The sequence below is a fragment of the Pseudooceanicola profundi genome, from assembly GCF_050897955.1.
In the GTDB taxonomy this organism is placed as follows: Bacteria; Pseudomonadota; Alphaproteobacteria; order Rhodobacterales; family Rhodobacteraceae; genus Pseudooceanicola.
In genome coordinates this window covers 2,954,168-2,980,699 of sequence record NZ_JBPAXZ010000001.1, presented here as the reverse complement: position 1 = coordinate 2,980,699, position 26,532 = coordinate 2,954,168, and the positions used below count along the sequence as shown (strand labels likewise).

Genomic DNA, 26,532 nt, shown 5'->3' with positions numbered 1-26,532 from the left:
CAAATGACCAGTGCCGACTTCCTCAAATCTCCCCTCGCACCGGCACAGATCCTGCCGGATTGTGACCTGACCGGTCCGGGCCGGTTCGTAAACCGGGAGCTGAGCTGGCTGGGGTTCAACTGGCGGGTGCTGGAAGAGGCGGAAAACCCGCGCGTGCCGCTGCTGGAGCGGCTGCGGTTCCTGTCCATCTCGGCCACCAATCTGGATGAGTTCTACACCGTGCGGGTCGCAGGTCTGCGCGAGCTGAAGCGCGAGGGGCGCACGACGCCGGCTGCCGATGGGCTGACCCCCGCCGAACAGCTGGCGCTGATCGATGAGGACGCCCGGCGGCTGATGGACCGCCAGCAGGAGATCCTGGGCAAGCTTCAGGCCGAGATGCAGGAGGCGGGGATCCGCGTGCTCAAGGCCGGGGATATCACCGAGGCGGACCGAAAACATCTGGCCGATGTGTTTCTGTTCAAAGTCTTTCCGGTCCTGTCGCCTCTGGCTGTGGACCCGGCGCATCCCTTCCCCTTTATCCCAAATATGGGGTTTTCCTTTGCGCTGATGCTGGAACGGCGGCGCGACGGGCGCGCCCTGCAGGCGCTGCTGCCGATCCCGCAGCAGATCGACCGGTTCATCCTGCTGCCGTCCGAGGACGGGGTGCTGCGCTACCTGCCGCTGGAAGAGCTCTTGCTGCTGAATATCGGCCAGCTCTTTCCCGGCTACCGGACCATCGGCTCCTGTACCTTCCGGGTGCTGCGCGACAGCGATCTGGAGGTGGAGGAAGAGGCCGAGGACCTGGTGCGCGAATTCGAGACGGCGCTGAAACGGCGGCGGCGGGGGGAGGTCGTGCGGATGAAGATCTCTGCCGACGCGCCGGCCGCTCTGAAAAAGGTCATCATGCGGGAGCTGCATGTCGGCCAGGAAGAGGTGATCGAGGTCGACGGGCTGATCGGCATATCCGATCTGAGCGAGCTGGTGACGGATGCGCGTCCCGATCTGCTCTGGCCGTCGTTCAATCCCCGGGTGCCGGAACGGGTGCAGGATCATGACGGCGACATGTTCGCGGCAATCCGGCAGAAGGACATGCTGCTGCACCACCCTTACGAGACCTTTGACATGGTGGTGCGCTTCCTGAAGCAGGCGGCGCAGGATCCGGATGTGGTGGCGATCAAGCAGACGCTTTACCGGACCTCGAAAAACTCGCCCATCGTTGAGGCGCTGTGTGACGCGGCGGAGGACGGGAAATCCGTCACCGCGCTGGTGGAACTGAAAGCGCGGTTCGACGAGGCGGCCAATATTCACCAGTCCCGGCGGCTGGAACGGTCGGGCGCCCATGTGGTCTATGGTTTTGTCGACTGGAAGACCCATGCCAAGATCTCAACCGTCGTGCGGCGGGAGGGGGACAAGCTGGTCACCTATACGCATTACGGCACCGGCAATTACCACCCGATTACCGCGCGTATCTACACCGATCTGAGCTTTTTTACCTGCGATGCGGCGCTTGGCCGGGATGCGACCAAGGTGTTCAACTACCTCTCGGGCTATGCGCAGCCGGACAGTCTGGAGAACCTGCGGATCTCGCCTCACATGATGAAGGATTTCCTGCTGGAGCGGTTCGAGGCGGAGGCGGAGCATGCCCGCGCCGGGCGTCCCGCGCAGATCTGGGCCAAGATGAATTCGCTGATCGAGCCGGATATTATCGACGGGCTCTATGCCGCCTCAAAGGCCGGGGTGAAGATCGATCTGGTGATCCGGGGGATCTGCGGGATCCGTCCCGGCGTCGTGGGGCTGTCGGAGAATATCCGGGTGAAATCCATCGTGGGCCGGTTCCTGGAACACAGCCGGATCGTCTGTTTTGGCAATGGCCACGGGTTGCCGTCGCGCGGGTCGCGGGTCTTTATCTCTTCCGCCGACTGGATGGGGCGCAACCTGAACCGCCGGGTGGAGACGCTGGTGGAGACGGTGAACCCCACGGTGAAGGCGCAGATCGTGAGCCAGATCATGGCCGCGAACCTTGCGGATCAAGCGCAGAGCTGGGTGATGCAGCCCGACGGGCATTTTGCGCGCGCGGTGGTGCCCGAGGGCGAGTTCGCCTTCAACTGCCACCGGTTTTTCATGGAAAATCCGTCGTTGTCGGGGCGCGGGTCGGCGGGGGCGTCGGACGTGCCCATGCTGACGCATGATGCGGAGTGAGGTCGGCCTGCGCGTCTGGCGCGGGCGGGACGCCTCCGGCGGGAGTATTTTTGCCAAGATGAAGAGGGGCGCGTCAGGGTTGCGGCGCGTCCTGCGTGATCATCCAGCGGATGCCCCAGCGGTCGCTCAGCATGCCGACGAGCGGCGACCGGGGTTGCGGGGTGAGGGGCATGCGGAGCGCTCTTTTCCAGGCCGGCATGTCGAAGGTTCGCCGCGTCGTGACCTTGTCGGGGTCGGACGTAAAGAGGGAGGCGCCGGCTATGGCGGGTGTCTCGCCGGTCGGGTCGTCGCTGGCATAGCGCCAGCCCTGCCCCACCGGCCGCGCCGCATAGATGGCCTGATCGGGCCGGTCCCCGGTGATGGGGCCGCGCGCCTCGGGCGGCATATCGCGGGAGGATATGAGCTGGAGCTGGTCGGCCGTGCCGAAGAAGCCTGCGCTACGGGCGCGCTTCGGACAGCGTGCCTGCCCAGCAGACACGGGGTGACGTTGCGCCAACGGGCCGGGGCCATTTCCCGCCCGGGGCAGCGCTTGGTTGACGGGTCGGGTCTGCGCTGCAATTAAGACAGGCGACGAAGGATCGGGCTGACATGATGGATGATGGTCAGGACAGTGCACGGCTCGATGCCGAGACCGGGACGGACTGGGGCGGTTTCGGGCGCCCGCTTTTTGCCGATCCTTCCGTGCGCGATCTGCGCCGGGTGGGCGTGGTCGATGTGGGGTCGAACTCTGTCCGGCTGGTGGTGTTTGACGGGGCGGCGCGCAGCCCGGCCTATTTCTACAATGAAAAGATCATGTGTGCGCTTGGCGCGGGCCTGTCGGAGACGGGCCGGCTGAACCCTGAGGGACGCCGCCGGGCGCTGGCCGCGATCCACCGGTTCCAGCTGCTGGCGCATGGGATGGATGCCGTGCCGCTGACCGCCGTGGCCACCGCCGCCGTGCGGGAAGCCGAGGATGGCGCGGAGTTTGTCGCGGATGTGGAGCGGCAGACCGGGCTGCGGATTCAGGTGATCCCCGGCGATGAGGAGGCGCGGCTGTCGGCACAGGGCGTGCTGCTGGGCTGGCCGGGGAGCTATGGGCTGGTCTGCGATATCGGCGGGTCGTCGATGGAACTGGCGGAGATCAAGGGCGGCGAGGTTGGCCGGCGCATGACATCGCCGCTGGGGCCGCTCAAGCTGACCGAGGTGAAGGGGGGCCGCAAGGGGCGCCGCGCCTTCATCAAGGAAGAAGTCCAGAAGATGGCGGCGCAGATGGGGATGCAGCGCGACCGCCTGTTCCTGGTCGGCGGGTCCTGGCGGGCGATTGCCCGGATCGACATGGACCGGCAGAATTACCCGCTGCATGTGCTGCATGAATACCGCATGTCGACCAAGGCGGTGCGGGCCACGGCGGAATATATCCGCGAGCAGGATCTGGGGGAGCTGCGCAACCGCTGTGGCATCTCCTCCGCCCGGATGGAGCTGGTGCCGCTGGCCTCCGAGGTTCTGGCGGAGGTGGTGCGCACCTTCCATCCGCATGACATCGCGGTGTCGAGCTATGGCATTCGCGAGGGGATGCTCTACCAGCAGATGCCGCCCGAGCTGCGCGACCGCGATCCGCTGATCGAGGCCTGCCGCTTTGCCGAGGCCAAGGATGCGCGACTGCCGGGCTTTGGCCGGACGCTCTACGATTTCATCCTGCCGATCTTCCGCGCCGCCAAGCCGGACCGGCAGCGGATCATTCGTGCCGCCTGCCTGCTGCATGACGTGACCTGGCGGGCGCATCCCGATTACCGGGCGGAGGTCTGTTTCGACAATGCGACGCGCGCCAACCTCGGCGGGCTGAAGCACTCGGAACGGATCTACCTTGGGCTGGCGCTGCTGCACCGCTACCGCAACAAGCGGGAGGGCACTTCGTTCGAGGAACTGTACCAGTATATCCCGCCCGAGGATCGGCTGCAGGCAGAGATCGTCGGCAAGGCGATGCGCTTTGGTGCGATGCTCTGGCTGGAAAAGGGGGCGATCCCCGGGGAATTCCGCTGGTTCCCCAAGAAGAAGGTGCTGGAGCTGCGCCTGACGGAGGCCGCCTGGCCGCTGCTGGGAGAGGTTGCCATGTCGCGGCTGAAATCGCTGGCCTCTTCGCTGCAAGCGGAGATCGACCTGAAGATGGTGCGCTGAGGGCGCTTAGAGGTCGATCTGGCCGTTTTCGTCAGGCTTGGCCTCTTCGACGTGCGGCGGTTCGGGCAGTTTCTTGCGGATGATGATATCGCCATTGGGCAGGATTTCCGGGGCCTCATAGGCGGAGAAATCCTTGATATCCTGGAATAGTTCGGACAAGGCCGGCCCCATCTCCTCGATAAAGCTCATGAGGGCGGGGCCATGTTCCTCCGCCAGCCGCTGCATGTCGCGGATGGCGGGGGCCATTTCCTCCGTCAGCCCGCGGAAGAAGAGCTTGGCGCCGCGCTCCATGAGCGACGGGGCCTCCTCCGTCTCTGCCTCAGGCGTTTCGACTTCCTGCGCGGGGGCGGCCACGGGCAGCAGCGCCAGCGACAGGACGGCAGAGAGGGCGGGGATCAGGCGGGGGCGTGTCATGGCTGCAATATAGGGGGTCGCGCGGCGCGCCGGTAGGTCAGATGTCGATATCCAGCACCACCGGGAAATGGTCGGAGGCGGTTAACAGCGCATCGCGCAGCTCCGGCGTCTGCCAGCAGGCCGGGTCGTCGAACGGGTGCCAGATGCGCCAGCGCGGGGTGTGCGCCGTGAGGTCGGGGGAGATCATGATGTAGTCGAGCAGCGCCTGCAGGTAGCGCCCCTCCGGCTGGATGAAGAACCGGGCGGAGGTCGGCGCGGCGGTCAGTTTGGCGGTCAGGGCGCGGGCGGCGTGCGGGTCGGTCAGGGCCATGTCCCCTTCCCCCATCACGATCTCCACCGAGGAGCGGCCAAAGAGGTGTTCGTATTCGTCAAGGCCGGGGCCATCGTTGAGGTCGCCCATGACGATGATCGGCTCTTCGGCGGCCAGGTGATCCTCGATCCGCTGACGGAGCCAGATCGCCTGGGCCAGCTGCTTGCGCCGGTTGGCGATGGACAGGCGCATGACCGCGTCGCGGCTGCGGGCGCCATGCGGGGCCTTGGATTTCAGATGCGCGCCGATCAGGCGGAGTGTGGTGCCGTTCCGGGTGGTCACCGCCAGTTCCAGCGGCGGTTTGGAGAAGGTCACCCTGTCTTCGGTCGCATCGATATCCAGATCGATATGGAAGGTGCTGTCGAAGCGGGGCGCGCGGGTCGTGCCCGGCTCCCCCTTCGGATCATGGCGCGGCGTCAGCGCCGCCGGATCGTAGAGCAGCGAGATTTCCTGTTGCGTGTCATTGGGATAGCCGATCACGGCTTCCTGCGCGCGCAGATCGAAGGCCCGGGCGAAGTTTTGCAACGCCCTCACCGTGCTGCGCTGGCGGTTCTGGTCCGGCGCCTCGATGATCATGATCGCGTCGGCGTCGAGCGCGGTGAAAACGACGCCAAGCGCCTCGATCTGCTGGGCGCGCGTGATGTCGCGACGGGCGGACCAGCCACTGTCCATGATCAGATGCCCGGCATCGTCAAACAGCCCGTCGAACCATTCGACATTATAGGAGGCGATGCGCATCGCCTATTCCGCCGGTTCCCCTGCCCGGGTCCGCTTGGCCGAGATCTCCTCCCATGCGCGGTTGAGGTCGATCATCCGCCGCTCCGCCATGCCAAGCGCCTCTTCCGGCAGGCCGCGCGCCATCAGCCGGTCCGGGTGGCTCTCCCGCACGGCGGCCTTCCAGGCGGCGCGGGCTTCCTCCAGCGTGGCGCCGGGATGCAGGCCGAGGATGGAATAGGGATCGGCAATGGCATCGGGCACGAAGCGCGCGCGGCGGTTGCGGAACTTGGCCTCGTCCATGCCAAAGATGCGGGCGACCTCCGCCAGGAATTCGTCCTCCGCCGGGTGATAGCCGCCATCCGCCATGGCGATGTGAAACAGCCCGTCCATGATATCGCAGAGGGTATCGCTCTGCGGGCCGAACATGTCGGCGATCCGGCGGGCGTAGACGTCGAACCCCGCAACGTCCTGCCGGGCCAGGTTAAAGACCCGCGCCGCCTGCGCCTCGTCCCGCTGGGCGATCTGGAACACCTCGCGAAAGGCCGTGACCTCATCCCGGGTCACCTGCCCGTCCGCCTTGGCCATCTTGGCGCCAAGCGCGATCACCGCGATGGTGAAGGCGACCGAACGTTCCGGCGGCGTGCGCAGGCTGTCGAACACCGTCGACAGGCTTTCGCCCCGGGCAAGCGCGGACAGGGCTTCGGATATGCGGCTCCAGATGGACATGGGGGCATCCTAACGGCCCGCCGCGCGCTTGTCAGAGGATTTTCTGCAGCAGCACAAGGTCCAGCCAACGGCCAAACTTCCTGCCTGACTGGGGCAGACGGCCGCAATCCTCATAGCCCACGGCTTTGTGAAAGGCGATGCCTGCGTCATTCTCCCCGCTGACGCCCGCAACCATGGTATGGACGCCGCCCGCGCGGGCATGGTCTTCGACTGCCTGCATCAGCCGCCGCCCGATCCCCTGCCCGCGTGCGGCCGGGCCCAGGATGATCGTATGTTCCATCGCATGGACATAGCCGTCCCCGGCGCGGAACTGGTCGTAGGAGGCGAAACCGGCGATCTGGCCCTCAACCTCCGCCACGAAAAACTCCCGCCCCCGGGACCGTCGGCCTTCAATATAGTCACCAAGCGTTTCCAAAGTCTTTTCTTCGGAGGCGAAAGTGACCGTCGTCTCCCGGTAATAGGGGGTCCAGATGGCGATGATCTGGGGGTAATCGTCGGGCGTGGCCGGGCGCGGGTCGGTCATGGGGCAGTCCTTGGTGGTCTTTTGCCATCTGTCGCGGTTCGGGCGGCGAAGACAAGGTGCACGGAGGGTCAGCGGCGCAGGCTCGACCGATCCGGGCCGGATATGCTACCGCGCAGGGCACACCCGCCCGCGACATACCGGAGAGCGCCATGACCGACAGCAAATACAGCAGCCTCAAGCAGCTTGGCGGGCCGACCGTCATCCCCACCACCCCCGAAGAGGCAGAGCTGGAGCGGGTGCCCAACAGCCAGACCGACATCACCTATAACGTCCGCTTCACGGCGCCGGAGTTCACCTCTCTCTGCCCGATGACCGGCCAGCCGGATTTCGCGCATCTGGTGATCGACTATGTGCCGGGGGACTGGCTGGTGGAGTCGAAATCGCTGAAGCTTTACCTGACCTCCTTCCGCAATCACGGCGCGTTTCACGAGGATTGCACGATCTCCATCGCGCGGCGGCTCGTGGCGTTTCTGGAGCCGCAATGGCTGCGGATCGGCGGCTACTGGTATCCGCGCGGCGGCATTCCGATCGACGTCTTCTGGCAGACCGGGCCGATGCCCGACGGCGCCTGGATCCCGGATCAAGGCGTGCCGCCCTATCGCGGTCGGGGCTGAGGGCCGGCTGACGGCATTTTTGCGCTGTGACTTGATCCCCGGGTGACGCGGATCATCTCGATAGGGATGAGACTGTATGCCCTTCTTGCCATTCCACTCCTCGCCGCCTGTGCAGGCGGCGTGCCAGATCAGGCGCGCATCGTCGTCGCGGGCGATTCCGTCATGGCCTGGAACCGGATCGGCGGCGGGTCCGTCGCCGATGTGCTGGAGGCGCGGCTGGGGGTTGCGGTTGGCGATGTGTCGCTGCCCTTTGCGCAGATCGCGGGCGGGCGAGGATCACTGAATATCCCGACGCAGCTTGACGGGGTCCAAGCCGATTGGATCGTGCTGAACGGCGGGGCGAACGATCTGAGCGGGGGCTGCCGCAATTCCGACTGTCGTCCGGTGCTGGACCGGCTGATTTCCGAGGATGGTCAGCGGGGCGCGATCCCGGAGCTGGTCGCCGATCTGCGGCGGCGCGGGGCGCGGGTGATCTGGGCCGATTACTACACCTCGCCGCGCTATGCAGGAACCGCCAGCGAGGCGCCCTACCGCATACTGGAGGCGCGGCTGGCCCGGATGGCGGCCTCCGATCCGGGGGTGTGGCTGGTGGATATGGACGATGTCTTCAGCCCGGAGGATGCAAGCCTCTTTGCCATCGACCGGATCCATCCCTCCGCCAAAGGGTCGGCCCGCATCGCGGGGGTGATCGCGCCGGTCATCGGGCGGTAAAAAGCCCCCGGCACCTGCGTGTCAGGGGCTTTCGCTGACGTCAGATAGCCTCAGGCCGCGCGCGCCTCGCGGATCAGCTTCAGGATATCCTGCGCGGCAGTTGGGATATTGGTGCCGGGACCAAAAATCGCCTTCACCCCGGCTTTCTTCAGGAAATCGTAATCCTGCTGCGGGATAACACCGCCACAGATCACGATGATATCGCCCGCGTCTTTTTGCTTCAGCGCCTCGATCAGCTGCGGGGCGAGGGTCTTGTGACCCGCCGCCTGGGAGGAGATGCCGACGACATGCACGTCATTGTCGATGGCGTCCTGCGCGGCCTCGTCCGGCGTCTGGAACAGCGGGCCAACGTCCACGTCGAAACCGATATCGGCAAAGGCGGTGGCGATGACCTTGGCGCCGCGATCGTGGCCGTCCTGACCCATCTTGACCACCAGAAGACGGGGGCGGCGGCCCTCCTCTTCGGCGAAGGCCTCGATATCCTTCTGGATGGCGGCGAAGCCCTCGTCGCCCTCGTAAGCCGCGCCATAGACGCCTGCCAGTGTCTTGACCTCCGCCCGGTGGCGGCCGAATTCCTTCTCCATTGCCATGCTGATTTCTCCGACTGTGGCCCGGGCGCGCGCGGCCTCAACCGCGGCGTCGAGCAGATTGCCGCCCTCCTTGGCGCGGCGGGTCAGTTCGTCGAGCGCCGCGGTGCAGGCGGCCTCGTCGCGGGTGGCGCGGATCTTTTCCAGCCGGGCGATCTGGCTGTCACGCACCGCCATATTGTCGACGTCGAGGATGTCGATCGGGTCTTCCTTGTCCTTGCGGTATTTGTTGACGCCGACGATGACCTCCTCTCCGCGGTCGATCATGGCCTGCCGCCGCGCTGCGGATTCCTCGATCCGGAGCTTGGGCATGCCGGAGGCGACGGCCTTGGTCATACCGCCCATCTCCTCAACCTCTTCCATCAGCGCCCAGGCCTTCTGGATCAGCTCGTCTGTCAGGCTCTCGATATAGTAGGAGCCGGCCAGCGGATCGACGACCTTGGTCACCTGCGTCTCCTCCTGCAGGATCAGCTGGGTGTTGCGCGCGATCCGGGCGGAAAAATCGGTGGGCAGGGCAATCGCCTCGTCCAGAGCGTTGGTATGCAGCGACTGGGTGCCGCCCAGAACCGCGCTCATCGCCTCATAGGCCGTGCGGATGACGTTGTTATAGGGGTCCTGTTCCTGCAGCGACACCCCGGAGGTCTGGCAATGGGTGCGCAGCATCTTGGAGCCTTCCTTCTGCGCCCCGAATTCCGTCATGACCCGGTGCCAGAGCGTCCGCGCGGCGCGCAGCTTGGCGATTTCCATGAAGAAATTCATGCCGATAGCGAAAAAGAACGACAGGCGCCCGGCGAATTTGTCGACATCCATCCCGGCGTCGATCGCGGCCTTCACGTATTCCCGGCCATCGGCCAGGGTATAGGCCAGCTCCTGCACAAGGTTCGCGCCGGCCTCCTGCATATGGTAGCCGGAGATCGAGATGGAGTTGAACTTGGGCATCTCGTTCGACGTGTATTCGATGATGTCGGAGATGATCTTCATCGAGGGCTGGGGCGGATAGATATAGGTGTTCCGCACCATGAATTCCTTGAGGATATCGTTCTGGATCGTGCCGGAGAGCACGGCGCGGTCATGGCCCTGCTCCTCCCCCGTCACGATGAAATTGGCCAGGATCGGGATCACCGCGCCGTTCATCGTCATGGAGACGGAGACCTGATCCAAAGGGATGCCGTCGAAGAGGATCTTCATGTCCTCGACCGAATCGATGGCCACGCCCGCCTTGCCGACATCGCCCACCACGCGGGGGTGGTCGCTATCATAGCCCCGGTGCGTCGCCAGGTCGAAGGCGACGGAAACGCCCTGCTGACCGGCGGCCAGGTTGCGGCGGTAGAAGGCGTTCGATTCCTCTGCCGTCGAAAACCCGGCATATTGGCGGATCGTCCAGGGGCGGCCGGCATACATCGTGGCGCGCGGGCCGCGGGTGAAGGGCGCCATGCCGGGCATGGAGCCCATATGGTCCAGCCCCGCCGTATCCTCTTCGGTATAGAGCGGCTTGACCGTGATCCCTTCGAGCGTGTCCCAGTCGAGCGCATCCAGCGGCTTGCCGCGCAGCTCCTTCTCAGCGAGAGCGCGCCAATCGTCCTTCTTCGATGCCATGATGTGTTCCTCTTCCTGTCAGGACGTCAGGCGGGGTTGGCCCCGCCTTTCCGAACCAGCTGATATGTTTTCCCCGACCCAATACCGGGGCGACCCGGTCCGGCCTTGTATGTGCTGCCCTGTCGCGACCGGCACCGGCGGGTGTCCAGGGCGACAGCGCCAGATCCGCCAGCCCCTCCGCCCCGGTGCCCAGCCAGTCGAGATCCGAGCGATATTGGCTGCGCAGCCTGGCGGCCTGGGTCGCGTCGAACACCGACCATTCATCCCCGCGCGCCATATGCACGGCCGCGACGGCATTGCCCCGGTCCCAGATCATGCGCCGCATCATGGCGGCGTCCGGTGCCGCGTTCAGATGTGCGCGGGCCGATTTGGCGGGACCATGGACCGCCCCCCCTGTCATGTGAAACAGCCGACGTTCCGGCAGGTTCGCGATGCTCTCATGGGTAAGGACTGTCAGCCGGGCCCGGCCCGCAGCCCCGGCGACATCCCGGACAACATCGGACCAGCCCCGCGTATCCGCCACCAGGCCGGACAGCGCGTCTTTGGTCGGCAGGTCAGCGCCCTGACAGATCGCGGCGGCCATGGCCGAGGTCCAGAACGTGTCCTGAGACCGCAGGGTGAGCGTCAGCCTGTCGACCGCCCCGTCAAAGGCGGCAAGATACCGGCCAACCCAGTCGCCCGCGCAGGGATAAAGACGCGAAGACCCGCGATTATGCGCCATCGGGCCAAGCAGCGTTCCATCGCTGACAATGAGATGGCGCACCCCGGCCTTCGCGGCGCCGTGCAGGGCAGTGCCGATGCGGCGGCGTGCCAGGTCGAACTGGTGCTGACGGCTGATCGACCCCATGCGCGGGTCGATGCCCGCGAACATGCCGCCCCGGGTCTGACGCCGGTCCCAGACCCCGACGCCACGGCGCTGCAAGGCCGCCCGGTTGGCACGCAGGTAATAATGGAACGACATATTCGCCGTTCGATGCGCGCCGAGGTGAAGCGTGACATGCATGGGCCGGACCTTTGCGGAACGCAGTGCTCTGCGCGGAGATATCAGAGGGGCAGGAACTGGCCGCATTATCTCCTCCCTTCCATGGAAATGCCCTTAACGGCAGGCAGAATTATTCGGGGCGCCGCCTTTGACATGGCGATATGCCGCCGAGTGATTATATTCGATCCGGAAGGAGACCCCCGATACATGCCAAAACGCGCGATCCTACTGGCCCTTGCGGTGCCGACCCTGCTGGACCCGGCGCATGCGCAATCGGCTGCGGTGCAGGCCCCGGCCGCCGAGACCGCGACCGAAGACAGTCTTTTCCCGTCTGGCACCGCCGCCGGGCTGGACGAATACCTCTGGCAGAAGAGGATCGTGGCGGTCTTTGCCGACAGCCCCAACGATCCAAATTTCCAAAGGCAGATCAAAGCATTGCAAGACGACCCGGAGGCGCTGCTTTTTCGTGACGTCATCGTTTTGACGGATACGGACCCCAGTGTGGAGAGCGCGCTGCGCGAAAAGTTCCGGCCGCGGGGGTTCATGTTGGTTCTGGTCGGCAAGGACGGCCAGATCAAACAGCGAAAGCCGTTCCCCTGGACCGTCCGCGAACTCTCTCGGGCGATCGACAAGACCGAGCTGCGGCAACAGGAACTGCGCGACATGGGACAGCGCGGCGGCTGACCCGCACCACAGGGCCGGCGCCCGAAAGCACGCACCGGCGCAGGTCGGAGACCCGTCCCGGTGACATGCCGATGGGTCGCAGGCCCCGGCATGGGTTATTCGAACTCCATGATCACTTCGTCCACGGCAAGGCTGTCGCCGGGGCCCGCATTGATCTTGGACACCACGGATTTCTTCTCGGCCCTGAGAATATTTTCCATTTTCATGGCCTCGATCGTGCAGAGCGCCTGCCCCTCCTGGACCTCCTGCCCTTCTTCGACATCGATTTTGACCACCAGCCCGGGCATCGGGCAGAGCAGCAGTTTCGAGGTATCGGGCGGCAGTTTCTCCGGCATGAGTTTCGCCAGCTCCGCATGGCGGGGCGAGCGGACATGCACCTTGAGATCCGCGCCGCGCGAGCGGATGCGGAACCCGCCGGAAATCTTGCCCACCTTCAGGACAAGCGGCGTACCGTCGACGGCCATCTCGGCCAGCTGGTCGCCCGGGGTCCAGGCGCCTTCGACTTTCAGCGCCGACCCGTCGCCGAACGTCACGGTCGCCCCGCCGGGATAGGCGGCGACGGTGGTGTCGAATTCATGGCCCTGCAGCATCACGTTCCAGACATCCCCCACCTTGCGCTCGTGGTTGTCCATGGTGCCGGAGATTCGGGTGCGGCGGATTTCGGCCACGCGGTTCATCGCGGCACAGGCGGCGGCGATGCGCTTGAGATCGCCCTCGGGGAGTTCTACCCCCTCAAAACCTTCGGGATATTCCTCTGCGATAAAGGCCGTGGTCATTTCACCCGAGACGAATTTCGGATGATCCATCACCGCCGCAAGGAAGGGCAGGTTGTGACCAATGCCTTCGACCTCGAAACTGTCGAGCGCCACGCGCATCGCCTCGATCGCCGCGGCGCGGGTCGGCGCCCAGGTGCAGAGCTTGGCGATCATAGGGTCGTAATACATTGAAATCTCGCCGCCCTCATAGACGCCGGTATCGTTGCGGACCACGACATCCCCCGCAGCGCCCGCAGCGGTGCCGGGGGTATAGGCTTCGGTTTCCGAAGGCGGACGGTAGCGGGACAGGCGCCCGATGGAGGGAAGGAAGCCGCGATAGGGATCTTCGGCGTAAAGCCGGTTCTCGATGGCCCAACCGGTCAGTTTCACGTCGTCCTGCGTGATGGTCAGCGGCTCGCCATTGGCGACCCGGATCATCTGTTCGACGAGGTCGACGCCGGTGATCAGTTCGGTCACCGGGTGTTCCACCTGCAGGCGGGTGTTCATCTCGAGGAAGTAGAAGTTCTTCTCTCCGTCGACGATGAATTCCACCGTGCCGGCCGAGGCATAGCCCACAGCCTTGGCCAGGGCGACGGCCTGTTCGCCCATGGCCTTGCGGGTGGCCTCGTCCAGGAAGGGCGACGGCGCCTCTTCCACGACCTTCTGGTTGCGGCGCTGGATCGAACATTCCCGCTCGCCCAGATAGATGCCATTGCCATGCGCATCGCACAGCACCTGGATCTCGATGTGGCGCGGCTGGGTGACGAACTTCTCGATGAAGATCCGGTCGTCGCCGAAGGAGTTCGCCGCCTCATTTTTCGAGGACTGGAAACCCTCGCGCGCCTCCTGATCGTCCCAGGCGATCCGCATGCCCTTGCCGCCACCGCCGGCGGAGGCCTTGATCATCACCGGATAGCCGATCTCGCCCGAGATCTTCACGGCCTCGTCGGCATCCGCGATCAGGCCCATGTAGCCGGGAACGGTGGAGACGCCTGCCTCCTGCGCGATCTTCTTGGAGGTGATCTTGTCGCCCATCGCCTCGATCGCCTTGACGGGCGGGCCGATGAAGGCGACGCCGGCGGCGTCCAGCGCCTGGGCGAATTTGGGGTTTTCGGACAGGAAGCCATAGCCCGGATGCACCGCCTGCGCGCCGCTTTCCTTGATCGCCGCCATGACCTTGTCGATGACGATATAGGACTGGTTGGCGGGCGGCGGGCCGATATGGATGGCCTCGTCCGCCATTTCGACATGCAGCGCATTTTTGTCGGCGTCAGAATATACGGCGACCGTCTTGATACCCATTTTACGCGCGGTCTTGATGACCCGGCAGGCAATCTCGCCACGGTTGGCGATCAGGATCTTGTCGAACATGTCAGTCCCTTCCCGGTATTTGGCCCCGGTCCAGGCGGGGCGAATTGGCACGCAAAAACCCGCCGCGGCAGCTGCCACGACGGGTTTTCGGGTGAGTATGGTCGGGCCGGTCGAGCCGGTCCGAAATCAGATCAGACGTACGATCAGTTGCAGGCGCCAGGATTGGTCTGGCAATAGGCGACGTTTGCCCCTGCCCCGACCAGTGCGCCGGTGCCGACATTGCCGCCCGTGACGGCCGCAGCGCCGATCCCGGTCGCGCCGCCGACAAGCGCCTGTTCGCCAAGTGTCTGCCCGCAGGCCGCAAGCCCGGCAGAAGCTGCCACGGCGAGAAGAACGGTTTTTGCTCGTCCAAGTTGAATGCGCATTGTTCAGTGACTCCAGATTTGGTTCGTATCACTGGATTAACATCGCGCTTTGAAAAATGTTCCATCCTACCTGAGGGCGGATGCGCCGGTTTGGCGCCGGCACGCCGATCCGTCGCACTGGCTGGCCGGTTTCCGCCGTCGACCGGGTATATTGCGCCGGCTGTGGCAGCACCGTTTGGTGGCATGGCTGTCTGTTGGAAGGATGCGGCCGATGTCACTGACCCGGCAGAAAAAATCACCGGCACCAAATTGGGCGGCCTGACCTTGGGGACATCAGACCGCCCGTTTGGGGAAGGGTAACGGTAGTGACACATCCCCTGGAAGATCTGAGCAAGCTTCCCTGGGACATATCTTACCGTGCATCCGATTCCCGCTTCCGCCAAGTCACGGATTCCAGTGCAGGCAGAAGCGGCTGAATCCTGCCTAAAATTCTGTATACAGGGCAGAAAGATGCTCATCCCGAGGTTGTGTCGGCTCATTCCCACGGCGTGTCATCCTCATCATCATCACTTGCCGAGAAAATCTGAGGATAGGACTGGCGGGCCGCCGAGACGTCCAGGCGCAGCAGCGCATCATAATCAGATGGGTCGAAGGGGTCGTCTGCGGGGATAACTTCGCGTCCGAACAGCCAGCTCAACCGCCCGGCGTCGAGATTGCCACGCTCGAACGGTTCCTCGCCGAAATGGTCCCACAGCGCGGCCAGAAACAGCTCGTCCGCCTTGCGGTCAATTGCCTTGCGATCACGGAACCGTTCCCGCCGCGTCAGTGGCGTCACGCCCTTCGGATTTGCCCGGCGGATGGTGAACTGGAAATCGGATCCGGGCATACGGCCCGGGAACCCCCTGTGCTTCAGCATGGCCATGTGCCTCCGACGGGGCGCAGGGCCGGGGATACCGGGGCGGGCCTGACGGCCCAGCCCCGACTGTACAAATTACTTGTACTTGCCGGTGTAGACGGGCTCGACCGAAATCGGCTCCGGCTGAACTTCGACATACTCTTCCTGCTGTGCGCACGCGGCTGCGAACGACACAAAGCCGAGGGCGAGAACGATTTTGATGCTCTTGGACATCCAGAACTCCTGTTACTACATCCAATCGGGTGCAGCGGAGGAATTTCCGCAGCCCGACATGTTGAAGGCGCGTCTTGGGAACCGCCTCGTGTCAACATAGCGGAAGTGTCGCAGATTTCATATCCAAGGCAAGTGTGCTCCCTTCCATGTGGCGTGAAAGCCTCAGTCGGGGCCGGCTCCGGCATGCGGGCGGTCCCGGCATGCGCTGAGAAAAAGGGCGTCATCAGAACGGCTCCCATTGGCAGGTGTCGTCGATCAGGCTGAAGGCCTCGAAAAACTGGGTGACGCCGGGGGCGGCGAGCCCGAATTCAGTCTCTTCGGAGGCGATGGAAATCACCGCCTGCGCCGCGTCGGATTCGCCGGCCGCCACGTAGGGCAGCACCTGGGTCTCGCACAGGGCGGCAAAATCTTGCCGAACGGTTTCATATCCTTCCGACGCGAGTGAAGGCGCGACATAGCGGAACCGCAGCCAGAAGGTTCCGTCGGACTGCTCCTCCCGAAGCACTTCCTGCAATGTCAGATCAATTCCGGAGGGCACGGACGGGGCCCCCTCCTGGCCCCGTACCGTGGTCGCGACGGCCAGCAAGGCCCCCGATATCGCGACGAATTTCATGAACTCAGGCATCGGCCCGCCTCTCTGCATGAGAGATCCAGCGGCGACGATTGCCGGCATCGGCCAGAACGGCGGTGATGACACTCTCCACCCCGGCAGGTTGGCGCCCGGCGACCAGCTCTCCGCCGGCACGGATGTGCAGGTGGCCGGGACGCTGGGCGGCCGTGACCACCGGCGCAAAGCCGCGCAGATCACGCAGCGCACGCCAGATATCCTGACGGATCTGATGCGCCATGCGCCGCAGCGACACCACGCCGGAGACCGTCAGCTGTGTCTCCGCCACGATGTCGAAGCGCGCGGGCAAGCGGCGCGCGACCGTCACCGCGTCGGGTTCAACGACAACATGCCAGCCGCGCCGGGTCACAGGCAGTGCTCCGGGTGGCATCCGGCAATTTGGGGCAGGGAAAAGGTACAGGGCGTCATGGTGTCAAAGCGGGATATTGTCGTGCTTTTTCCACGGGTTCTGAAGCTTTTTATTGCGAAGGGAGGCAAAGGCCCGCGCCACCCGTTTGCGCGTGGACCGCGGCTGGATCACCTCGTCGATAAAGCCCTTTTCGGCGGCCACGAAGGGGTTTGCGAACCGTTCCTCGTAGCTTTGCGTCCGGGCCGCGATTTTCTCGGGATCCCCCAGTTCCGAACGGTAGAGAATCTCGACAGCGCCCTTGGCGCCCATCACCGCGATCTCGGCGGTTGGCCAGGCGTAGTTGAAATCGCCGCGCAGGTGTTTCGAGGCCATCACGTCATAAGCGCCGCCATAGGCCTTGCGCGTGATCACGGTGACCTTTGGCACCGTCGCCTCGCCATAGGCAAAGAGCAGTTTCGCGCCGTGCTTGATGACACCGCCATATTCCTGGCCCGTGCCGGGCAGGAAGCCCGGAACGTCGACGAAGGTCAGGATCGGGATTTCGAACGCATCGCAGAAGCGGACAAAGCGCGCCGCCTTGCGGGAGCTGTCGATGTCGAGACAGCCGGCCAGAACCATGGGCTGGTTGGCGACAACGCCGACGGTCTGACCTTCGAGCCGGATGAAGCCGGTGATGATGTTCTTGGCGTAATCTTCCTGAATCTCGTAGAAATCGCCCTCATCCGCGACCTTCAGGATCAGCTCCTTCATATCGTAGGGAGAGTTGGCATTTTCCGGGATCAGCGTATCGAGCGAGGTTTCGATCCGGCCCGGTTCATCGAAGAAGGGGCGGACGGGCGGCTTTTCGCGGTTGTTGAGCGGCAGGAAATCGACCAGGCGGCGCACCTCGGCCAGCGCCTCCACATCATTTTCGAACGCGCCGTCGGCGACGGAGGATTTTTTCGTATGGGTAGAGGCGCCGCCCAGTTCCTCCGCGGTCACAACTTCGTTCGTCACGGTTTTCACGACGTCCGGGCCGGTGACAAACATGTAAGAGCTGTCTTTGACCATAAAGATGAAATCGGTCATCGCGGGGGAATAGACCGCGCCGCCTGCGCAGGGCCCCATGATGACGGATATCTGCGGTACCACGCCAGAGGCCATGACATTCCGCTGGAACACGTCGGCATAGCCGGCCAGCGAGGCGACGCCTTCCTGGATACGGGCGCCGCCCGAATCGTTCAGGCCGATGACGGGCGCACCGTTTTGCACTGCCATATCCATGATCTTGCAGATCTTTTGCGCATGGGTTTCCGACAGCGACCCGCCAAAGACGGTGAAATCCTGGCTGAAGACATAGACCATTCGGCCGTTGATCGTGCCCCATCCAGTCACCACGCCATCGCCATAGGGGCGCTGTTCCTCCATGCCGAAATCGGTGCAGCGATGCGCCACGAACATGTCGAATTCCTCGAAACTGTCATGGTCGAGCAGCAGCTCTATCCGTTCGCGCGCGGTCAGTTTGCCCTTGGCATGCTGCGCATCGATGCGCTTCTGACCACCACCCAGCCGCGCCTCTTCGCGCCGGCCCTGCAGCTCCTGGAGAATATCCTTCATCGTGGCATCCCTTTCTTCGCGACCTCTTCCCGTCACCGAGTCGCCATCGGGCGGCCCGACCGGTTTGAACGGCACCATAGAAACAAGGACGCGTTGAACAAAGCGTTATTGCGCAAATTTGCAAATCTCTTGCGACCCTTGGTCGGAATATTGCAAATCATGCAAATTAGATGTTACCAGCATGGACTTTGACCAAGGCCGGCTATAACGCATGCGCGATGTCCGACAGCCCCGCCCCCAGGTATATGAACAAGAGGTCCGCGCCGCATATTACGACGCTGATCCTGCTTGCCAGTATGACGGCGCTGGCCATGAATATCTTCCTGCCATCGCTGCCAAAGATCGCCGACCATTTCGACACGCCTTATCACGTTGTTCAGTTGTCTGTTGCCATCTTCCTGGCCGTGAACGGGACGCTTCAGCTGTTTATCGGACCGCTTGCGGATAAATACGGTCGCCGCCCGATCATTCTGACCGGGCTGGCCGTTTTCTGCGTGGCAACGCTGGGCTGCCTGTTCGCGCCAAATGTTCAGACATTCCTTGCCTTTCGCATGTTACAGGCGACGGTGGCCGCGGCCATGGTTCTGTCGCGGGCGGTGGTTCGGGACATGAATACGGCGGAAACGGCCGCCTCTGTCATGGGGTATGTCACGATGGGCATGTCCGTCGTGCCGATGATTGCGCCAGCACTGGGCGGGCTGCTCGATCAGGCGTTCGGATGGCAATCCACGTTCTGGGCGCTGTTCCTATGTGGCGTCGCCGTTTTCTGTATCACCTGGCTCGACCTGGGCGAAACCGGTACAAAAAGCGATCTGTCGCTGGGCGCACAGTTCCGGGAATATCCCGATCTTCTGACCTCGCCCCGGTTCTGGGGCTACTGCCTGGCCTCGGCACTGGCGTCCGGGTCGTTTTTTGCCTTTCTGGGCGGCGCCCCCTATGTCGCCAGCAGCATCTACGGCATGACCCCGGCCCAATTCGGCTATTTCACGGGGGCGCCGGCGGTTGGCTATTTTCTGGGTAACTGGATCACCGGCGCCGCGGCCGCACGGATTGGGATGAACCGCATGGTTCTGATCGGGACGGCCGTGATCTGGGGCGGGCTTGGGACGGCCATCGCGCTGACGGCGACGGGGCTGGGCGGGCCGCTGGTGTTTTTCGGCTTCATGGCCTTTGTGGGACTGGGCAACGGGATGACCATCCCGTCGGCCACGGCCGGGATGCTGTCGGTGCGGCCCCATCTGGCCGGTACGGCGTCGGGCCTGGGCGGAGCCATTATGATCGGCGGCGGCGCGATCCTGTCGGCCCTGGCTGGCGTGCTGCTTGGCCCCGGGCGCAGCGAGATGCCGCTGCTGGTCATCATGTTCCTGACGGGGCTTGGCGGGTTCGTGGCCATCCTGATGGTTATCCGGCGGGAACGCCGGATCTTCGGAAGCGGCGGCTGACCAACCTCAACGCCGGCCTTGCAACCAGAGTTTTGCAAATTTAGCTTTGTAATCCTATCTGTTTGCAAATTCGGAAAGTCGCATGTCCGTAAAGAAACTCTATGCAGGCGCAAAGCTTCGGGAAACACGTCAGAAACTCGGGTTGACGCAAAAGGATTTTGCCAAAAAGCTCGGCGTGTCCCTGCCCTATCTCAATCAGATGGAAAACAACAACCGGCCGGTCTCGACCACGGTTGTTCTGGCGCTGGCGCGGGAATTCGGGTTCGACGTCACTGAACTTTCGGCTGGTGACAGTGAAAGGCTGGTGTCTGATCTGCGCGAGGTCATGGCCGATCCGGTACTGGCAGATGTCGCGCCGCCGCTGACCGATCTGCGCCTGACGGCATCCAATGCGCCCGCCTTTGCCCGGGCCTTCCTGCATCTGCACCAGGCCTATCGGCAGACCCATGAGCGGCTGGCTTCACTGGATGAAGCGCTCGGGCGCGGGGATTCCCGCTCTCTGCCATCGCCCTGGGATGAGGTGCGCGACTTTTTCCATTATTGCGACAACTATATCGACGCTGTGGACCGCGCCGCCGAAAACTTTGCCACGCCCGGTGGTGGCGAGCGCAATGTCCGGGTCCGCGCCGTGTCTGCCCTGGGCAATCTTGGCGTGACGGTCAGTTTCGAAGAAACGGATATGTTGCGCCATTACGATGCGGCTCAGAAACGTTTGGTCCTGTCACAGCGCGCCGCGACGGAAAGCCAGACCTTTCAGCTTTTGCTGCAGGTCGCGTTGTTGCAGCAGGACAAGCTGTTGGAGGCAACGCTGGACCTTGCGCGATTTCAGAACGATGCGGCACGGGGGATCGCAAAGATCGGGCTGGCCAATTATTTCGCCGGCGCGGCGATGATGCCCTACCGGCCCTTTCTTGATGCCGCGCGGGAGCTTCGCCACGATCTGGAGCTGCTGTCCGTCCGTTTCGGCGCATCCATCGAGCAGGTCGCGCATCGCCTGTCTACCCTGCAACGCCCCGGAATGAAAGGGATCCCGTTCTTTTTCGTCCGGGTCGATCAGGCCGGGACAATTACCAAACGGCATTCGGCAACACGGCTGCAATTTGCGCGATTCGGATGGGCCTGTCCGCTGTGGAACGTGCATCGCGCGTTCGAGGCCCCGGGCCGTTTCCTGCGGCAACTGGCCGAGACCCCGGACGGCGTGCGCTACATTTCTCTGGCCCGCGATGTCAGCAAACCTGGCGGTCACTGGGGGGCGCCCGACCGCCGGTTCTCGATTTCGCTAGGGTGCGAGATCGAACATGCACCGGCGCTTGTCTATGCGGATGATCTGGACCTGTCGCGACCGGATATCTTTGAGCCGATCGGCATTTCCTGTCGCATCTGCGAACGGGAAAACTGCCACCAGCGGTCCGTGCCGCCGCTGGAGCGGCGGCTGACCATTGATCTGAATACGCGGAAGACCCTGCCTTACGAGGTCGGGTGAAGCGCCTTAATCATGCCGAAGAGCTGGTCCTTGACCTGTGCGCGTTCCTTGCGCAGCCCGATGGCCGCCAGATCGTCCATCGGTTCGATATTTGTCTCGACGCGGTGAATCTGGCGGTTCAGCATGTGATACTTGTCTGACAGCCGCGCGAAATGAATGTCCGCCGATTTCAGGCAGGCAATTACCGAAGCATAGTCCGGAAATTCTTCGTGCAGTTCGTGAGGTGTATGTGACATCTCTGATCCCTTTCCTGCTGTCATTACAGATTGGGACAGAATTCCGCCCCGCGCCTTGACCGGGATCAAATTGAGGTAAAATTTACCGATTTGGCCCCGATCTGTTCAGGATTGCGTGGTGCCCTTCACCTCACCACCCCGCCGGACGTCGCCCCCTCCCCACGGCTCATCCTAAACGCGCATCCTGTATACCGCCGCATTCTGACCACGTTGCGTCGCAAATCGCAACCCTGTCGTTGCATGATTTTCAATTCAGGTCAGATTCAGCCGGTCGGCCCTTGGCACGGGCTGTGGAACACCGGCTTTGCGGTTGACGCCCCGGCGAAGGCATGCGGAATATGCTTCCGCATAACGGGAGGAACATTATGGATATCAGCACGCTCTTTTCACTTGAGGGCAAGATCGCGGTTGTCACCGGCGGATCGCGCGGGATCGGCAAGCATTTCGCGCAGGCTTTCCTGCAGGCCGGCTGCGCCAAGGTCTATATCACCGCGCGCAAGGCGCAGGCCTGCGTGGACACGGCAGAGGAGCTGGGGCCGAACTGCATCCCCCTGCCACATGATCTGTCAACGCTGGAGGGGATCGAGGCCTTTGTCGCCGATCTGAAATCCCACGAGGACCACGTCGATATCCTGATCAACAATGCGGGCGCCGCCTGGGGGCAGGATTACCTCGAATTCACCGAGGCGGGCTGGGACAAGACGATGGATCTGAACCTGAAGTCGCCCTTCTTCCTGACGCAGAAGATGCATGACCTGCTGACCAAGAATGCGACCGCGGAGGAGCCGTCGAAGGTAATCAATATCGCCTCCATCGACGGGCTGCGGCTGAACCCGTGGGAGACCTACGCCTATCACGCCTCGAAATCCGGGCTGATCTATCTGACGCGGCGGGTGGCGGCGCGGCTCTTGGAGGATAATGTGCTGGTCAACTGCATCGCGCCGGGCGCCTTTGCCTCCGACATGAACCGGGCGGCGCGGGATCATGCGGATTCGGTGGCCAAACGCATTCCGCTGAAACGGATCGGCAATGGCGAGGATATCTCTGCCTGTGCGATCTATCTGGCGGCGCGGTCCGGCAATTATGTGGTGGGTCAGACGATTGCCGTGGATGGCGGGCTGGTCTGGGCGACCATCGGGTCGTCGATCGACGCCTGAATTATCAATTGCGGATGGCAGGGCCGGTTTCCCGGCCCTGCCCCGGGTTATTCGCGCCGGATCCGGCGCTGGTTGAAATCAGCATCCTCATAGACATCCAGAAAGCCTTTGCATTTGGTCGGATCCTTGATCGTCTCGACCTCTTCCCAGCCGGACGGCGGGTCAAAATTGGCGCAGATGTCCAGGGTCTTGTTCTCGCCAAGGTTCTCGTAATCGCTGACGATCCAGACATTATAGAGACCGGACGCGCAGCCTTCCAAATCTTGAGTAGCGTCATTTGTCGCAATGAAACCGGCAGGGATGCTGTCGCCTTTGCAGATGACGCGGTTCGGGCGCACGATAGAACCACCGGGGTTGGAGGGCATGCTGACCGAGACCCGCATGCAGGTCAGCCGGCCGGACTGGTTCGAGATATCGCCGACGCAGCCCGGCCAGTCATCCAGCACCGTCGCAGCCCATGCGCCGCGCGACCTGCGCTGGCAGTCTGCCTTTATCTGTGTGACACCCGACCGGATATTCCGGCAGGTCTTCTGATAGCTGCCTGGCGGAAATGTCGCGGTCTGACGCCGGCAGTCCAGAACGCCGTCCATGTTGCGCACCGCGGCGCGGCAATCGCCCAGCACAGTTTCGGCATAGACATAACTGCCGTTCTGTTTGCGGCATGTCGCGCGCAGCCAGTGGCGGTCATTCACGATGGGGGCCCAGATATTGTCGCAGCTCGTCTGATAGGTTCCCGCCGGTTTGCTGCCCGGAAAGGTGCAGACAAGGCGGCCGTCATCGTTCTCGATACCGGTTGTGCAGGCCTTCCAGTGGATCAGGCTGGCGGCCGAATAGCTGCCGTCCTTCCGCCGGCAGGTGGCGTAGAGCTGGCTATTTGTGGCATGCGGGTCGATGCAGCTGTCGCGAAATGATCCGGCAGCCGCAATATCGGGAAATGTGCATCTGAGGTTCCCGTCATCATTGCGCACATTGGATTGACAGAGGCTGACCTTGTGCAACGCCGTTCCGCGCCAGTTGCCGTTCTTGGTCTTGCATTGCGCCGTCAGCACGTCGTTGCTGAACGCCATGTTGCGGCAGCTGTCGGCATAAGAGCCCGGCGGAAGCGCCTGAGCGGCAACGGGCGGGGGTAGGAAAACCGCATACAGACAAAGGACTACGGACGCAAAATATCGCATGGGAGGCTCCCATTATTGGATTTTGTGAAGACCCCGGGGGGGTGGCGGCACTTATGTCTTGCTGAAAGGGCAGTCGTAATTTGTTCGCCCGCGTCAGGATCAGGCGGCCGTGCGCGGGCATCAAGTTCGGCGCGGCTTTGATGGCGGCAGGAGCGGAAATCCGCTGCGCCGACCGGGTGCGATCGGCGGCTCTGCGCGCAGGTCAGGAATACCGGAATACCGCAGACATGACCCTGCGATTTAGACTCACCGATCCCGGGCTTGCAGGCGCGCGGGTTCAGTCCAGTTTCTGGGCGGGCACCGGCGGGGTGATGCGGCGCCTGTTCAGCTGATGCTCCCGCCAGGTGATATAGCTGATGGCCCCGATGATCATGCCGCCACCGAGAAGCACATAGGGATCCACCGGTTCACCAAAAGCAACCGCGCCCAGCGACACGGCCCAGACCAGCTGTAGGAATGTTACCGGCTGGGTCACGGTGATGGGCGCGGCCCGAAATCCGAGGGTCATCATATAATGCCCCAACGTGGCAAACACGGCGACCGCCAGAAGTATCGCCAAATGGTGCCATTCCGGCGTCACCCAGACCGGCGCGGCGATCGGCAGCAGGCCAATGGCAACCCAGAGCGACAGCATCGTGATCACCGCCAGCGGTTCGGTATCATCCGTCAGTTTCTTGCCCAGGAGATAGGATCCGGCAAAGACAAAGGCTGTGCCCAGCATGGCGTAATGGCCGGATTCGATCTCACGAAAGCCTGGGCGAAGAATGATAAAGGCACCGGCGAATCCGACCAGAACAGCGACGATCCGGCGCCAGGCCAGCCTCTCTCCCAGGAAAATCGCGGCACCGATGGTGATATAGATCGGCGACAGGTAATTCATTGCCGTGACATCCGCGAGCGGGATGCGCGCCATGGCATAAAACCAGAGCGTCACTCCGACCGAATGCAGAACGCCGCGCAGGGCGAACATGACCCAGTTCCGACGGGTCAGGCGCAGCCGCATGATCTGCCGCGCGACCGGGATCATCAGAACCAGCCCCAGCGAATATCTCAGAAACGCCGCTTCGGAGGCGGGAATGACCGGCCCGAGGTATTTCACCAGTGCATTGACGGCGATGAACAGAACGCCGGAACCGAAGGTCCAGAGAATACCCTCGACGGGCCGGTGAATAGCTGCGGATGTCATGTTTTCTGGTTGGCACGTCGTGGCAGGCGCCACAAGATGGAAACGTTACCAAATCAGAGAAAGCGCGATGGCGAACATGACGACACCGATCAAGAGATCGAGCACGCGCCAGGCCGCGGGCCGTGCAAAAACGGGGGCCAGAAAACGGGCTCCATACCCCAGGGAAGTAAAGAAAACGGCTGAGGCCGTTGCCCCGCCCAGGCCGAAGGCCAGCTTGTTTTCATACGGGGCCGAGACGGCCCCCATGAGCGCCAGCGTGTCGAGATAGACATGCGGATTGCCCCAGGTCAGGGCCAGGCAGATCGCCAAAGTGCGGCCCAGGCTGGCCCCCTGACCGTCGGCCTGTTCGAGTTGCGCGCCGCCGCGCCAGGCGTTGCGCAGCGCCAGCGCCCCATAGGCAAAGAGGAAAGCCGCCCCGCCATAGCGCATGACCGGCTCAAGCCAGGGCAGCCTTTGGGCAAGCTCGCCAAAGCCGGCGACGCCGAAGCCGATCAGCAAAGCGTCCGATATGGCGCAGGTCAGGACCACACCCAGCACGTGCTGGCGTCTGAGGCCCTGGCGCAGGACAAAGGCGTTCTGGGCTCCGATGGCAAGGATTAGCGACAGACCAAGCCCGAAAGCCGCAAAGAATGCCGAGATGAAATTATCGTCCAAAAGAGCCCCCTTGCTACCGGCGCTGCATAGCCGGGAACATCAGCGGATGCCAGTGAGCCGGATTGACCTGCCATGACTGTGCAGTCAGTCTCCGGCCATCATTTCAGTCAGGAGCCCGCGATGTCCGGAACCGCTTTCACCTATTCCGCCGGAGGGGCGGACTGCATCGGCTATCTGGCCCTGCCGGAGGGCGATGGCCCCTGCCCCGGCGTGCTGGTTTCTCCGGCCTTTCGTGGCCTGTCGGATATGGAGCGGGGGAGCTGTGACCGGCTGGCGGCAATGGGCTATGTGGCGCTCGGGGTGGATTATTATTCCGGCGGGCGGGAGACGACGGAGCGGGCCGAAGCCGCAGGCTGGATGGCGGAGCTGCAGGGCAACCGGCCTTTGCTGGCGGCGCGCATGCAGGGGGCGCTGGCGGCGCTGACGGCCCAGCCGCGTGTCGCGGGGCAGAAGATCGGCGCGGTCGGCTATTGTCTGGGTGGCAAATCGGTGCTCGATCTGGCGCGGTCGGGGGCGGAGTTTGCCGCCGGGGTCACGTTCCACGGAGTTTATGACGCGCCGCCGGAGGGGTCGCAGCCGATGAAGGCGGCACTGCTGATCTGTGATGGCTGGGATGACAGTCTCTGCCCGCCGGGGGCCAAGGTGGCGCTGGCAGAGGAGCTGACGGCGCATTGCCCGGACTGGCAGATGCTGGCCTTCGGGCAGACGGGCCATGCCTTCACCAACCCGGCTGCGGCCGTGGGCAATGGCTTTGGCTATTCGGCGGCGGCGGAGCGGCGGTCCTGGGCGGCGATGTCGGGCTTCTTTGAGGAGATGCTGCGCGGCTAGTCGCGCGTGGTTTTCAGGGGGCAAGGCCGGGGGCTTTGCCCC

General features: G+C 63.6%; 27 protein-coding genes. 9 read left to right on the top strand and 18 right to left on the bottom strand.

What is annotated here, in order from left to right; translation table 11 throughout:
• The first annotated feature begins 3 nt into the window (after window positions 1-3).
• Window positions 4-2,178, top strand: coding sequence for an RNA degradosome polyphosphate kinase (locus ACRARG_RS15045; protein ID WP_432690829.1), 2,175 nt, complete (start codon window positions 4-6; stop codon window positions 2,176-2,178).
• 73 nt (window positions 2,179-2,251) lie between these two features.
• Here the strand turns inward: ACRARG_RS15045 and ACRARG_RS15040 are convergent, their stop codons facing one another.
• Complete coding sequence (locus ACRARG_RS15040) at window positions 2,252-2,656, bottom strand: VOC family protein (protein ID WP_432690828.1); 405 nt, start codon at window positions 2,654-2,656, stop codon at window positions 2,252-2,254.
• 113 nt (window positions 2,657-2,769) lie between these two features.
• Between ACRARG_RS15040 and ACRARG_RS15035 the strand changes: the two genes are divergently transcribed.
• The gene (locus ACRARG_RS15035) at window positions 2,770-4,332 is read left to right on the top strand and encodes a Ppx/GppA family phosphatase (RefSeq protein ID WP_432691376.1); all 1,563 of its coding nucleotides are present in this window, start codon (window positions 2,770-2,772) and stop codon (window positions 4,330-4,332) included.
• A 6-nt stretch (window positions 4,333-4,338) separates the two neighbouring features.
• Here the strand turns inward: ACRARG_RS15035 and ACRARG_RS15030 are convergent, their stop codons facing one another.
• Genes ACRARG_RS15030 through ACRARG_RS15015 form a run of 4 tightly spaced genes read right to left on the bottom strand, consistent with a single transcriptional unit; the run spans window position 4,339 to window position 7,022 of the window.
• Window positions 4,339-4,746 (bottom strand): hypothetical protein, encoded by a 408-nt coding sequence (locus tag ACRARG_RS15030; protein ID WP_432690827.1) that lies wholly within the window; start codon window positions 4,744-4,746, stop codon window positions 4,339-4,341.
• 37 nt (window positions 4,747-4,783) lie between these two features.
• Window positions 4,784-5,794: an endonuclease/exonuclease/phosphatase family protein gene (locus ACRARG_RS15025; protein WP_432690826.1), complete on the bottom strand. Its 1,011-nt coding sequence runs from the start codon at window positions 5,792-5,794 to the stop codon at window positions 4,784-4,786.
• Between the two features lie 3 nt (window positions 5,795-5,797).
• Window positions 5,798-6,499: a TerB family tellurite resistance protein gene (locus ACRARG_RS15020; RefSeq protein WP_432690825.1), complete on the bottom strand. Its 702-nt coding sequence runs from the start codon at window positions 6,497-6,499 to the stop codon at window positions 5,798-5,800.
• Between the two features lie 31 nt (window positions 6,500-6,530).
• On the bottom strand, window positions 6,531-7,022 hold the full coding sequence (locus ACRARG_RS15015) for a GNAT family N-acetyltransferase (RefSeq protein WP_432690824.1): 492 nt from the start codon (window positions 7,020-7,022) through the stop codon (window positions 6,531-6,533).
• Window positions 7,023-7,171: 149 nt separating this feature from the next.
• Between ACRARG_RS15015 and queF the strand changes: the two genes are divergently transcribed.
• A complete protein-coding gene (gene queF, locus ACRARG_RS15010) occupies window positions 7,172-7,636 on the top strand; it encodes a preQ(1) synthase (protein ID WP_432690823.1) in 465 nt (154 codons plus the stop codon).
• A 66-nt stretch (window positions 7,637-7,702) separates the two neighbouring features.
• Window positions 7,703-8,347: an SGNH/GDSL hydrolase family protein gene (locus tag ACRARG_RS15005; RefSeq protein WP_432690822.1), complete on the top strand. Its 645-nt coding sequence runs from the start codon at window positions 7,703-7,705 to the stop codon at window positions 8,345-8,347.
• Window positions 8,348-8,397: 50 nt separating this feature from the next.
• On the opposite strand, the gene scpA is transcribed toward ACRARG_RS15005, so the two are convergent.
• Together scpA and ACRARG_RS14995 are read right to left on the bottom strand one after the other, a co-directional pair.
• Entirely contained in the window at window positions 8,398-10,530 is a 2,133-nt protein-coding gene (gene scpA, locus ACRARG_RS15000) for a methylmalonyl-CoA mutase (protein WP_432690821.1), read from the bottom strand.
• Complete coding sequence (locus ACRARG_RS14995; RefSeq protein WP_432690820.1) at window positions 10,493-11,533, bottom strand: hypothetical protein; 1,041 nt, start codon at window positions 11,531-11,533, stop codon at window positions 10,493-10,495. The genes scpA and ACRARG_RS14995 overlap by 38 nt, the downstream gene beginning before the upstream one ends.
• A gap of 186 nt (window positions 11,534-11,719) precedes the next feature.
• On the opposite strand from ACRARG_RS14995, the gene ACRARG_RS14990 reads away from it, so the two are divergent.
• A complete protein-coding gene (locus ACRARG_RS14990) occupies window positions 11,720-12,196 on the top strand; it encodes a DUF4174 domain-containing protein (RefSeq protein WP_432690819.1) in 477 nt (158 codons plus the stop codon).
• Between the two features lie 95 nt (window positions 12,197-12,291).
• On the opposite strand, the gene ACRARG_RS14985 is transcribed toward ACRARG_RS14990, so the two are convergent.
• From ACRARG_RS14985 to ACRARG_RS14955, 7 genes are all read right to left on the bottom strand, one after another.
• Entirely contained in the window at window positions 12,292-14,322 is a 2,031-nt protein-coding gene (locus ACRARG_RS14985; RefSeq protein WP_432690818.1) for an acetyl-CoA carboxylase biotin carboxylase subunit, read from the bottom strand.
• Between the two features lie 143 nt (window positions 14,323-14,465).
• Window positions 14,466-14,687 (bottom strand): hypothetical protein, encoded by a 222-nt coding sequence (locus ACRARG_RS14980; protein WP_432690817.1) that lies wholly within the window; start codon window positions 14,685-14,687, stop codon window positions 14,466-14,468.
• Between the two features lie 475 nt (window positions 14,688-15,162).
• Window positions 15,163-15,543: a hypothetical protein gene (locus ACRARG_RS14975; RefSeq protein ID WP_432690816.1), complete on the bottom strand. Its 381-nt coding sequence runs from the start codon at window positions 15,541-15,543 to the stop codon at window positions 15,163-15,165.
• A gap of 75 nt (window positions 15,544-15,618) precedes the next feature.
• The gene (locus tag ACRARG_RS14970; RefSeq protein ID WP_432690815.1) at window positions 15,619-15,756 is read right to left on the bottom strand and encodes a hypothetical protein; all 138 of its coding nucleotides are present in this window, start codon (window positions 15,754-15,756) and stop codon (window positions 15,619-15,621) included.
• Between the two features lie 223 nt (window positions 15,757-15,979).
• Window positions 15,980-16,369, bottom strand: coding sequence for a DUF6497 family protein (locus ACRARG_RS14965; RefSeq protein ID WP_432690814.1), 390 nt, complete (start codon window positions 16,367-16,369; stop codon window positions 15,980-15,982).
• A gap of 4 nt (window positions 16,370-16,373) precedes the next feature.
• A complete protein-coding gene (locus ACRARG_RS14960) occupies window positions 16,374-16,754 on the bottom strand; it encodes a hypothetical protein (protein WP_432690813.1) in 381 nt (126 codons plus the stop codon).
• A gap of 42 nt (window positions 16,755-16,796) precedes the next feature.
• Window positions 16,797-18,329 carry an acyl-CoA carboxylase subunit beta gene (locus ACRARG_RS14955; protein WP_432690812.1) on the bottom strand — a complete coding sequence of 511 codons (1,533 nt, stop codon included), beginning with the start codon at window positions 18,327-18,329 and terminating at the stop codon, window positions 16,797-16,799.
• 218 nt (window positions 18,330-18,547) lie between these two features.
• Between ACRARG_RS14955 and ACRARG_RS14950 the strand changes: the two genes are divergently transcribed.
• Together ACRARG_RS14950 and ACRARG_RS14945 are read left to right on the top strand one after the other, a co-directional pair.
• Window positions 18,548-19,771: a multidrug effflux MFS transporter gene (locus ACRARG_RS14950; protein ID WP_432690811.1), complete on the top strand. Its 1,224-nt coding sequence runs from the start codon at window positions 18,548-18,550 to the stop codon at window positions 19,769-19,771.
• An 82-nt stretch (window positions 19,772-19,853) separates the two neighbouring features.
• On the top strand, window positions 19,854-21,254 hold the full coding sequence (locus ACRARG_RS14945; protein ID WP_432690810.1) for a helix-turn-helix domain-containing protein: 1,401 nt from the start codon (window positions 19,854-19,856) through the stop codon (window positions 21,252-21,254).
• Here ACRARG_RS14945 and ACRARG_RS14940 read toward each other — a convergent pair.
• A complete protein-coding gene (locus ACRARG_RS14940) occupies window positions 21,239-21,490 on the bottom strand; it encodes an HP1242/YdcH family protein (protein WP_432690809.1) in 252 nt (83 codons plus the stop codon). The genes ACRARG_RS14945 and ACRARG_RS14940 overlap by 16 nt on opposite strands.
• Before the next feature lie 365 nt (window positions 21,491-21,855).
• Here ACRARG_RS14940 and ACRARG_RS14935 point away from each other — a divergent pair, with 365 nt between their 5' ends.
• Window positions 21,856-22,647, top strand: a complete 792-nt coding sequence (locus ACRARG_RS14935; protein ID WP_432690808.1) for an SDR family oxidoreductase — start codon at window positions 21,856-21,858, stop codon at window positions 22,645-22,647.
• A gap of 47 nt (window positions 22,648-22,694) precedes the next feature.
• Here the strand turns inward: ACRARG_RS14935 and ACRARG_RS14930 are convergent, their stop codons facing one another.
• From ACRARG_RS14930 to ACRARG_RS14920, 3 genes are all read right to left on the bottom strand, one after another.
• Entirely contained in the window at window positions 22,695-23,822 is a 1,128-nt protein-coding gene (locus ACRARG_RS14930) for a CVNH domain-containing protein (RefSeq protein WP_432690807.1), read from the bottom strand.
• Window positions 23,823-24,099: 277 nt separating this feature from the next.
• The gene (locus ACRARG_RS14925; protein WP_432690806.1) at window positions 24,100-25,008 is read right to left on the bottom strand and encodes a DMT family transporter; all 909 of its coding nucleotides are present in this window, start codon (window positions 25,006-25,008) and stop codon (window positions 24,100-24,102) included.
• A gap of 45 nt (window positions 25,009-25,053) precedes the next feature.
• The gene (locus ACRARG_RS14920) at window positions 25,054-25,662 is read right to left on the bottom strand and encodes a LysE/ArgO family amino acid transporter (RefSeq protein ID WP_432690805.1); all 609 of its coding nucleotides are present in this window, start codon (window positions 25,660-25,662) and stop codon (window positions 25,054-25,056) included.
• A gap of 120 nt (window positions 25,663-25,782) precedes the next feature.
• Between ACRARG_RS14920 and ACRARG_RS14915 the strand changes: the two genes are divergently transcribed.
• A complete protein-coding gene (locus ACRARG_RS14915) occupies window positions 25,783-26,490 on the top strand; it encodes a dienelactone hydrolase family protein (protein WP_432690804.1) in 708 nt (235 codons plus the stop codon).
• The last annotated feature ends 42 nt before the right edge of the window (window positions 26,491-26,532 follow it).

Excerpts from the sequence above, each read along its gene's own strand:
- ACRARG_RS15045 (WP_432690829.1), top strand. The coding sequence starts at position 4 with ATGACCAGTGCCGACTTCCTCAAATCTCCCCTCGCACCGGCACAGATC.
- ACRARG_RS15035 (WP_432691376.1), top strand. The coding sequence starts at position 2,770 with ATGGATGATGGTCAGGACAGTGCACGGCTCGATGCCGAGACCGGGACG.
- ACRARG_RS15030 (WP_432690827.1), bottom strand. The coding sequence starts at position 4,746 with ATGACACGCCCCCGCCTGATCCCCGCCCTCTCTGCCGTCCTGTCGCTG.
- ACRARG_RS15025 (WP_432690826.1), bottom strand. The coding sequence starts at position 5,794 with ATGCGCATCGCCTCCTATAATGTCGAATGGTTCGACGGGCTGTTTGAC.
- ACRARG_RS15020 (WP_432690825.1), bottom strand. The coding sequence starts at position 6,499 with ATGTCCATCTGGAGCCGCATATCCGAAGCCCTGTCCGCGCTTGCCCGG.
- ACRARG_RS15015 (WP_432690824.1), bottom strand. The coding sequence starts at position 7,022 with ATGACCGACCCGCGCCCGGCCACGCCCGACGATTACCCCCAGATCATC.
- queF (WP_432690823.1), top strand. The coding sequence starts at position 7,172 with ATGACCGACAGCAAATACAGCAGCCTCAAGCAGCTTGGCGGGCCGACC.
- ACRARG_RS15005 (WP_432690822.1), top strand. The coding sequence starts at position 7,703 with ATGAGACTGTATGCCCTTCTTGCCATTCCACTCCTCGCCGCCTGTGCA.
- scpA (WP_432690821.1), bottom strand. The coding sequence starts at position 10,530 with ATGGCATCGAAGAAGGACGATTGGCGCGCTCTCGCTGAGAAGGAGCTG.
- ACRARG_RS14995 (WP_432690820.1), bottom strand. The coding sequence starts at position 11,533 with ATGCATGTCACGCTTCACCTCGGCGCGCATCGAACGGCGAATATGTCG.
- ACRARG_RS14990 (WP_432690819.1), top strand. The coding sequence starts at position 11,720 with ATGCCAAAACGCGCGATCCTACTGGCCCTTGCGGTGCCGACCCTGCTG.
- ACRARG_RS14985 (WP_432690818.1), bottom strand. The coding sequence starts at position 14,322 with ATGTTCGACAAGATCCTGATCGCCAACCGTGGCGAGATTGCCTGCCGG.
- ACRARG_RS14980 (WP_432690817.1), bottom strand. The coding sequence starts at position 14,687 with ATGCGCATTCAACTTGGACGAGCAAAAACCGTTCTTCTCGCCGTGGCA.
- ACRARG_RS14975 (WP_432690816.1), bottom strand. The coding sequence starts at position 15,543 with ATGCTGAAGCACAGGGGGTTCCCGGGCCGTATGCCCGGATCCGATTTC.
- ACRARG_RS14970 (WP_432690815.1), bottom strand. The coding sequence starts at position 15,756 with ATGTCCAAGAGCATCAAAATCGTTCTCGCCCTCGGCTTTGTGTCGTTC.
- ACRARG_RS14965 (WP_432690814.1), bottom strand. The coding sequence starts at position 16,369 with ATGAAATTCGTCGCGATATCGGGGGCCTTGCTGGCCGTCGCGACCACG.
- ACRARG_RS14960 (WP_432690813.1), bottom strand. The coding sequence starts at position 16,754 with ATGCCACCCGGAGCACTGCCTGTGACCCGGCGCGGCTGGCATGTTGTC.
- ACRARG_RS14955 (WP_432690812.1), bottom strand. The coding sequence starts at position 18,329 with ATGAAGGATATTCTCCAGGAGCTGCAGGGCCGGCGCGAAGAGGCGCGG.
- ACRARG_RS14950 (WP_432690811.1), top strand. The coding sequence starts at position 18,548 with ATGTCCGACAGCCCCGCCCCCAGGTATATGAACAAGAGGTCCGCGCCG.
- ACRARG_RS14945 (WP_432690810.1), top strand. The coding sequence starts at position 19,854 with ATGTCCGTAAAGAAACTCTATGCAGGCGCAAAGCTTCGGGAAACACGT.
- ACRARG_RS14940 (WP_432690809.1), bottom strand. The coding sequence starts at position 21,490 with ATGTCACATACACCTCACGAACTGCACGAAGAATTTCCGGACTATGCT.
- ACRARG_RS14935 (WP_432690808.1), top strand. The coding sequence starts at position 21,856 with ATGGATATCAGCACGCTCTTTTCACTTGAGGGCAAGATCGCGGTTGTC.
- ACRARG_RS14930 (WP_432690807.1), bottom strand. The coding sequence starts at position 23,822 with ATGCGATATTTTGCGTCCGTAGTCCTTTGTCTGTATGCGGTTTTCCTA.
- ACRARG_RS14925 (WP_432690806.1), bottom strand. The coding sequence starts at position 25,008 with ATGACATCCGCAGCTATTCACCGGCCCGTCGAGGGTATTCTCTGGACC.
- ACRARG_RS14915 (WP_432690804.1), top strand. The coding sequence starts at position 25,783 with ATGTCCGGAACCGCTTTCACCTATTCCGCCGGAGGGGCGGACTGCATC.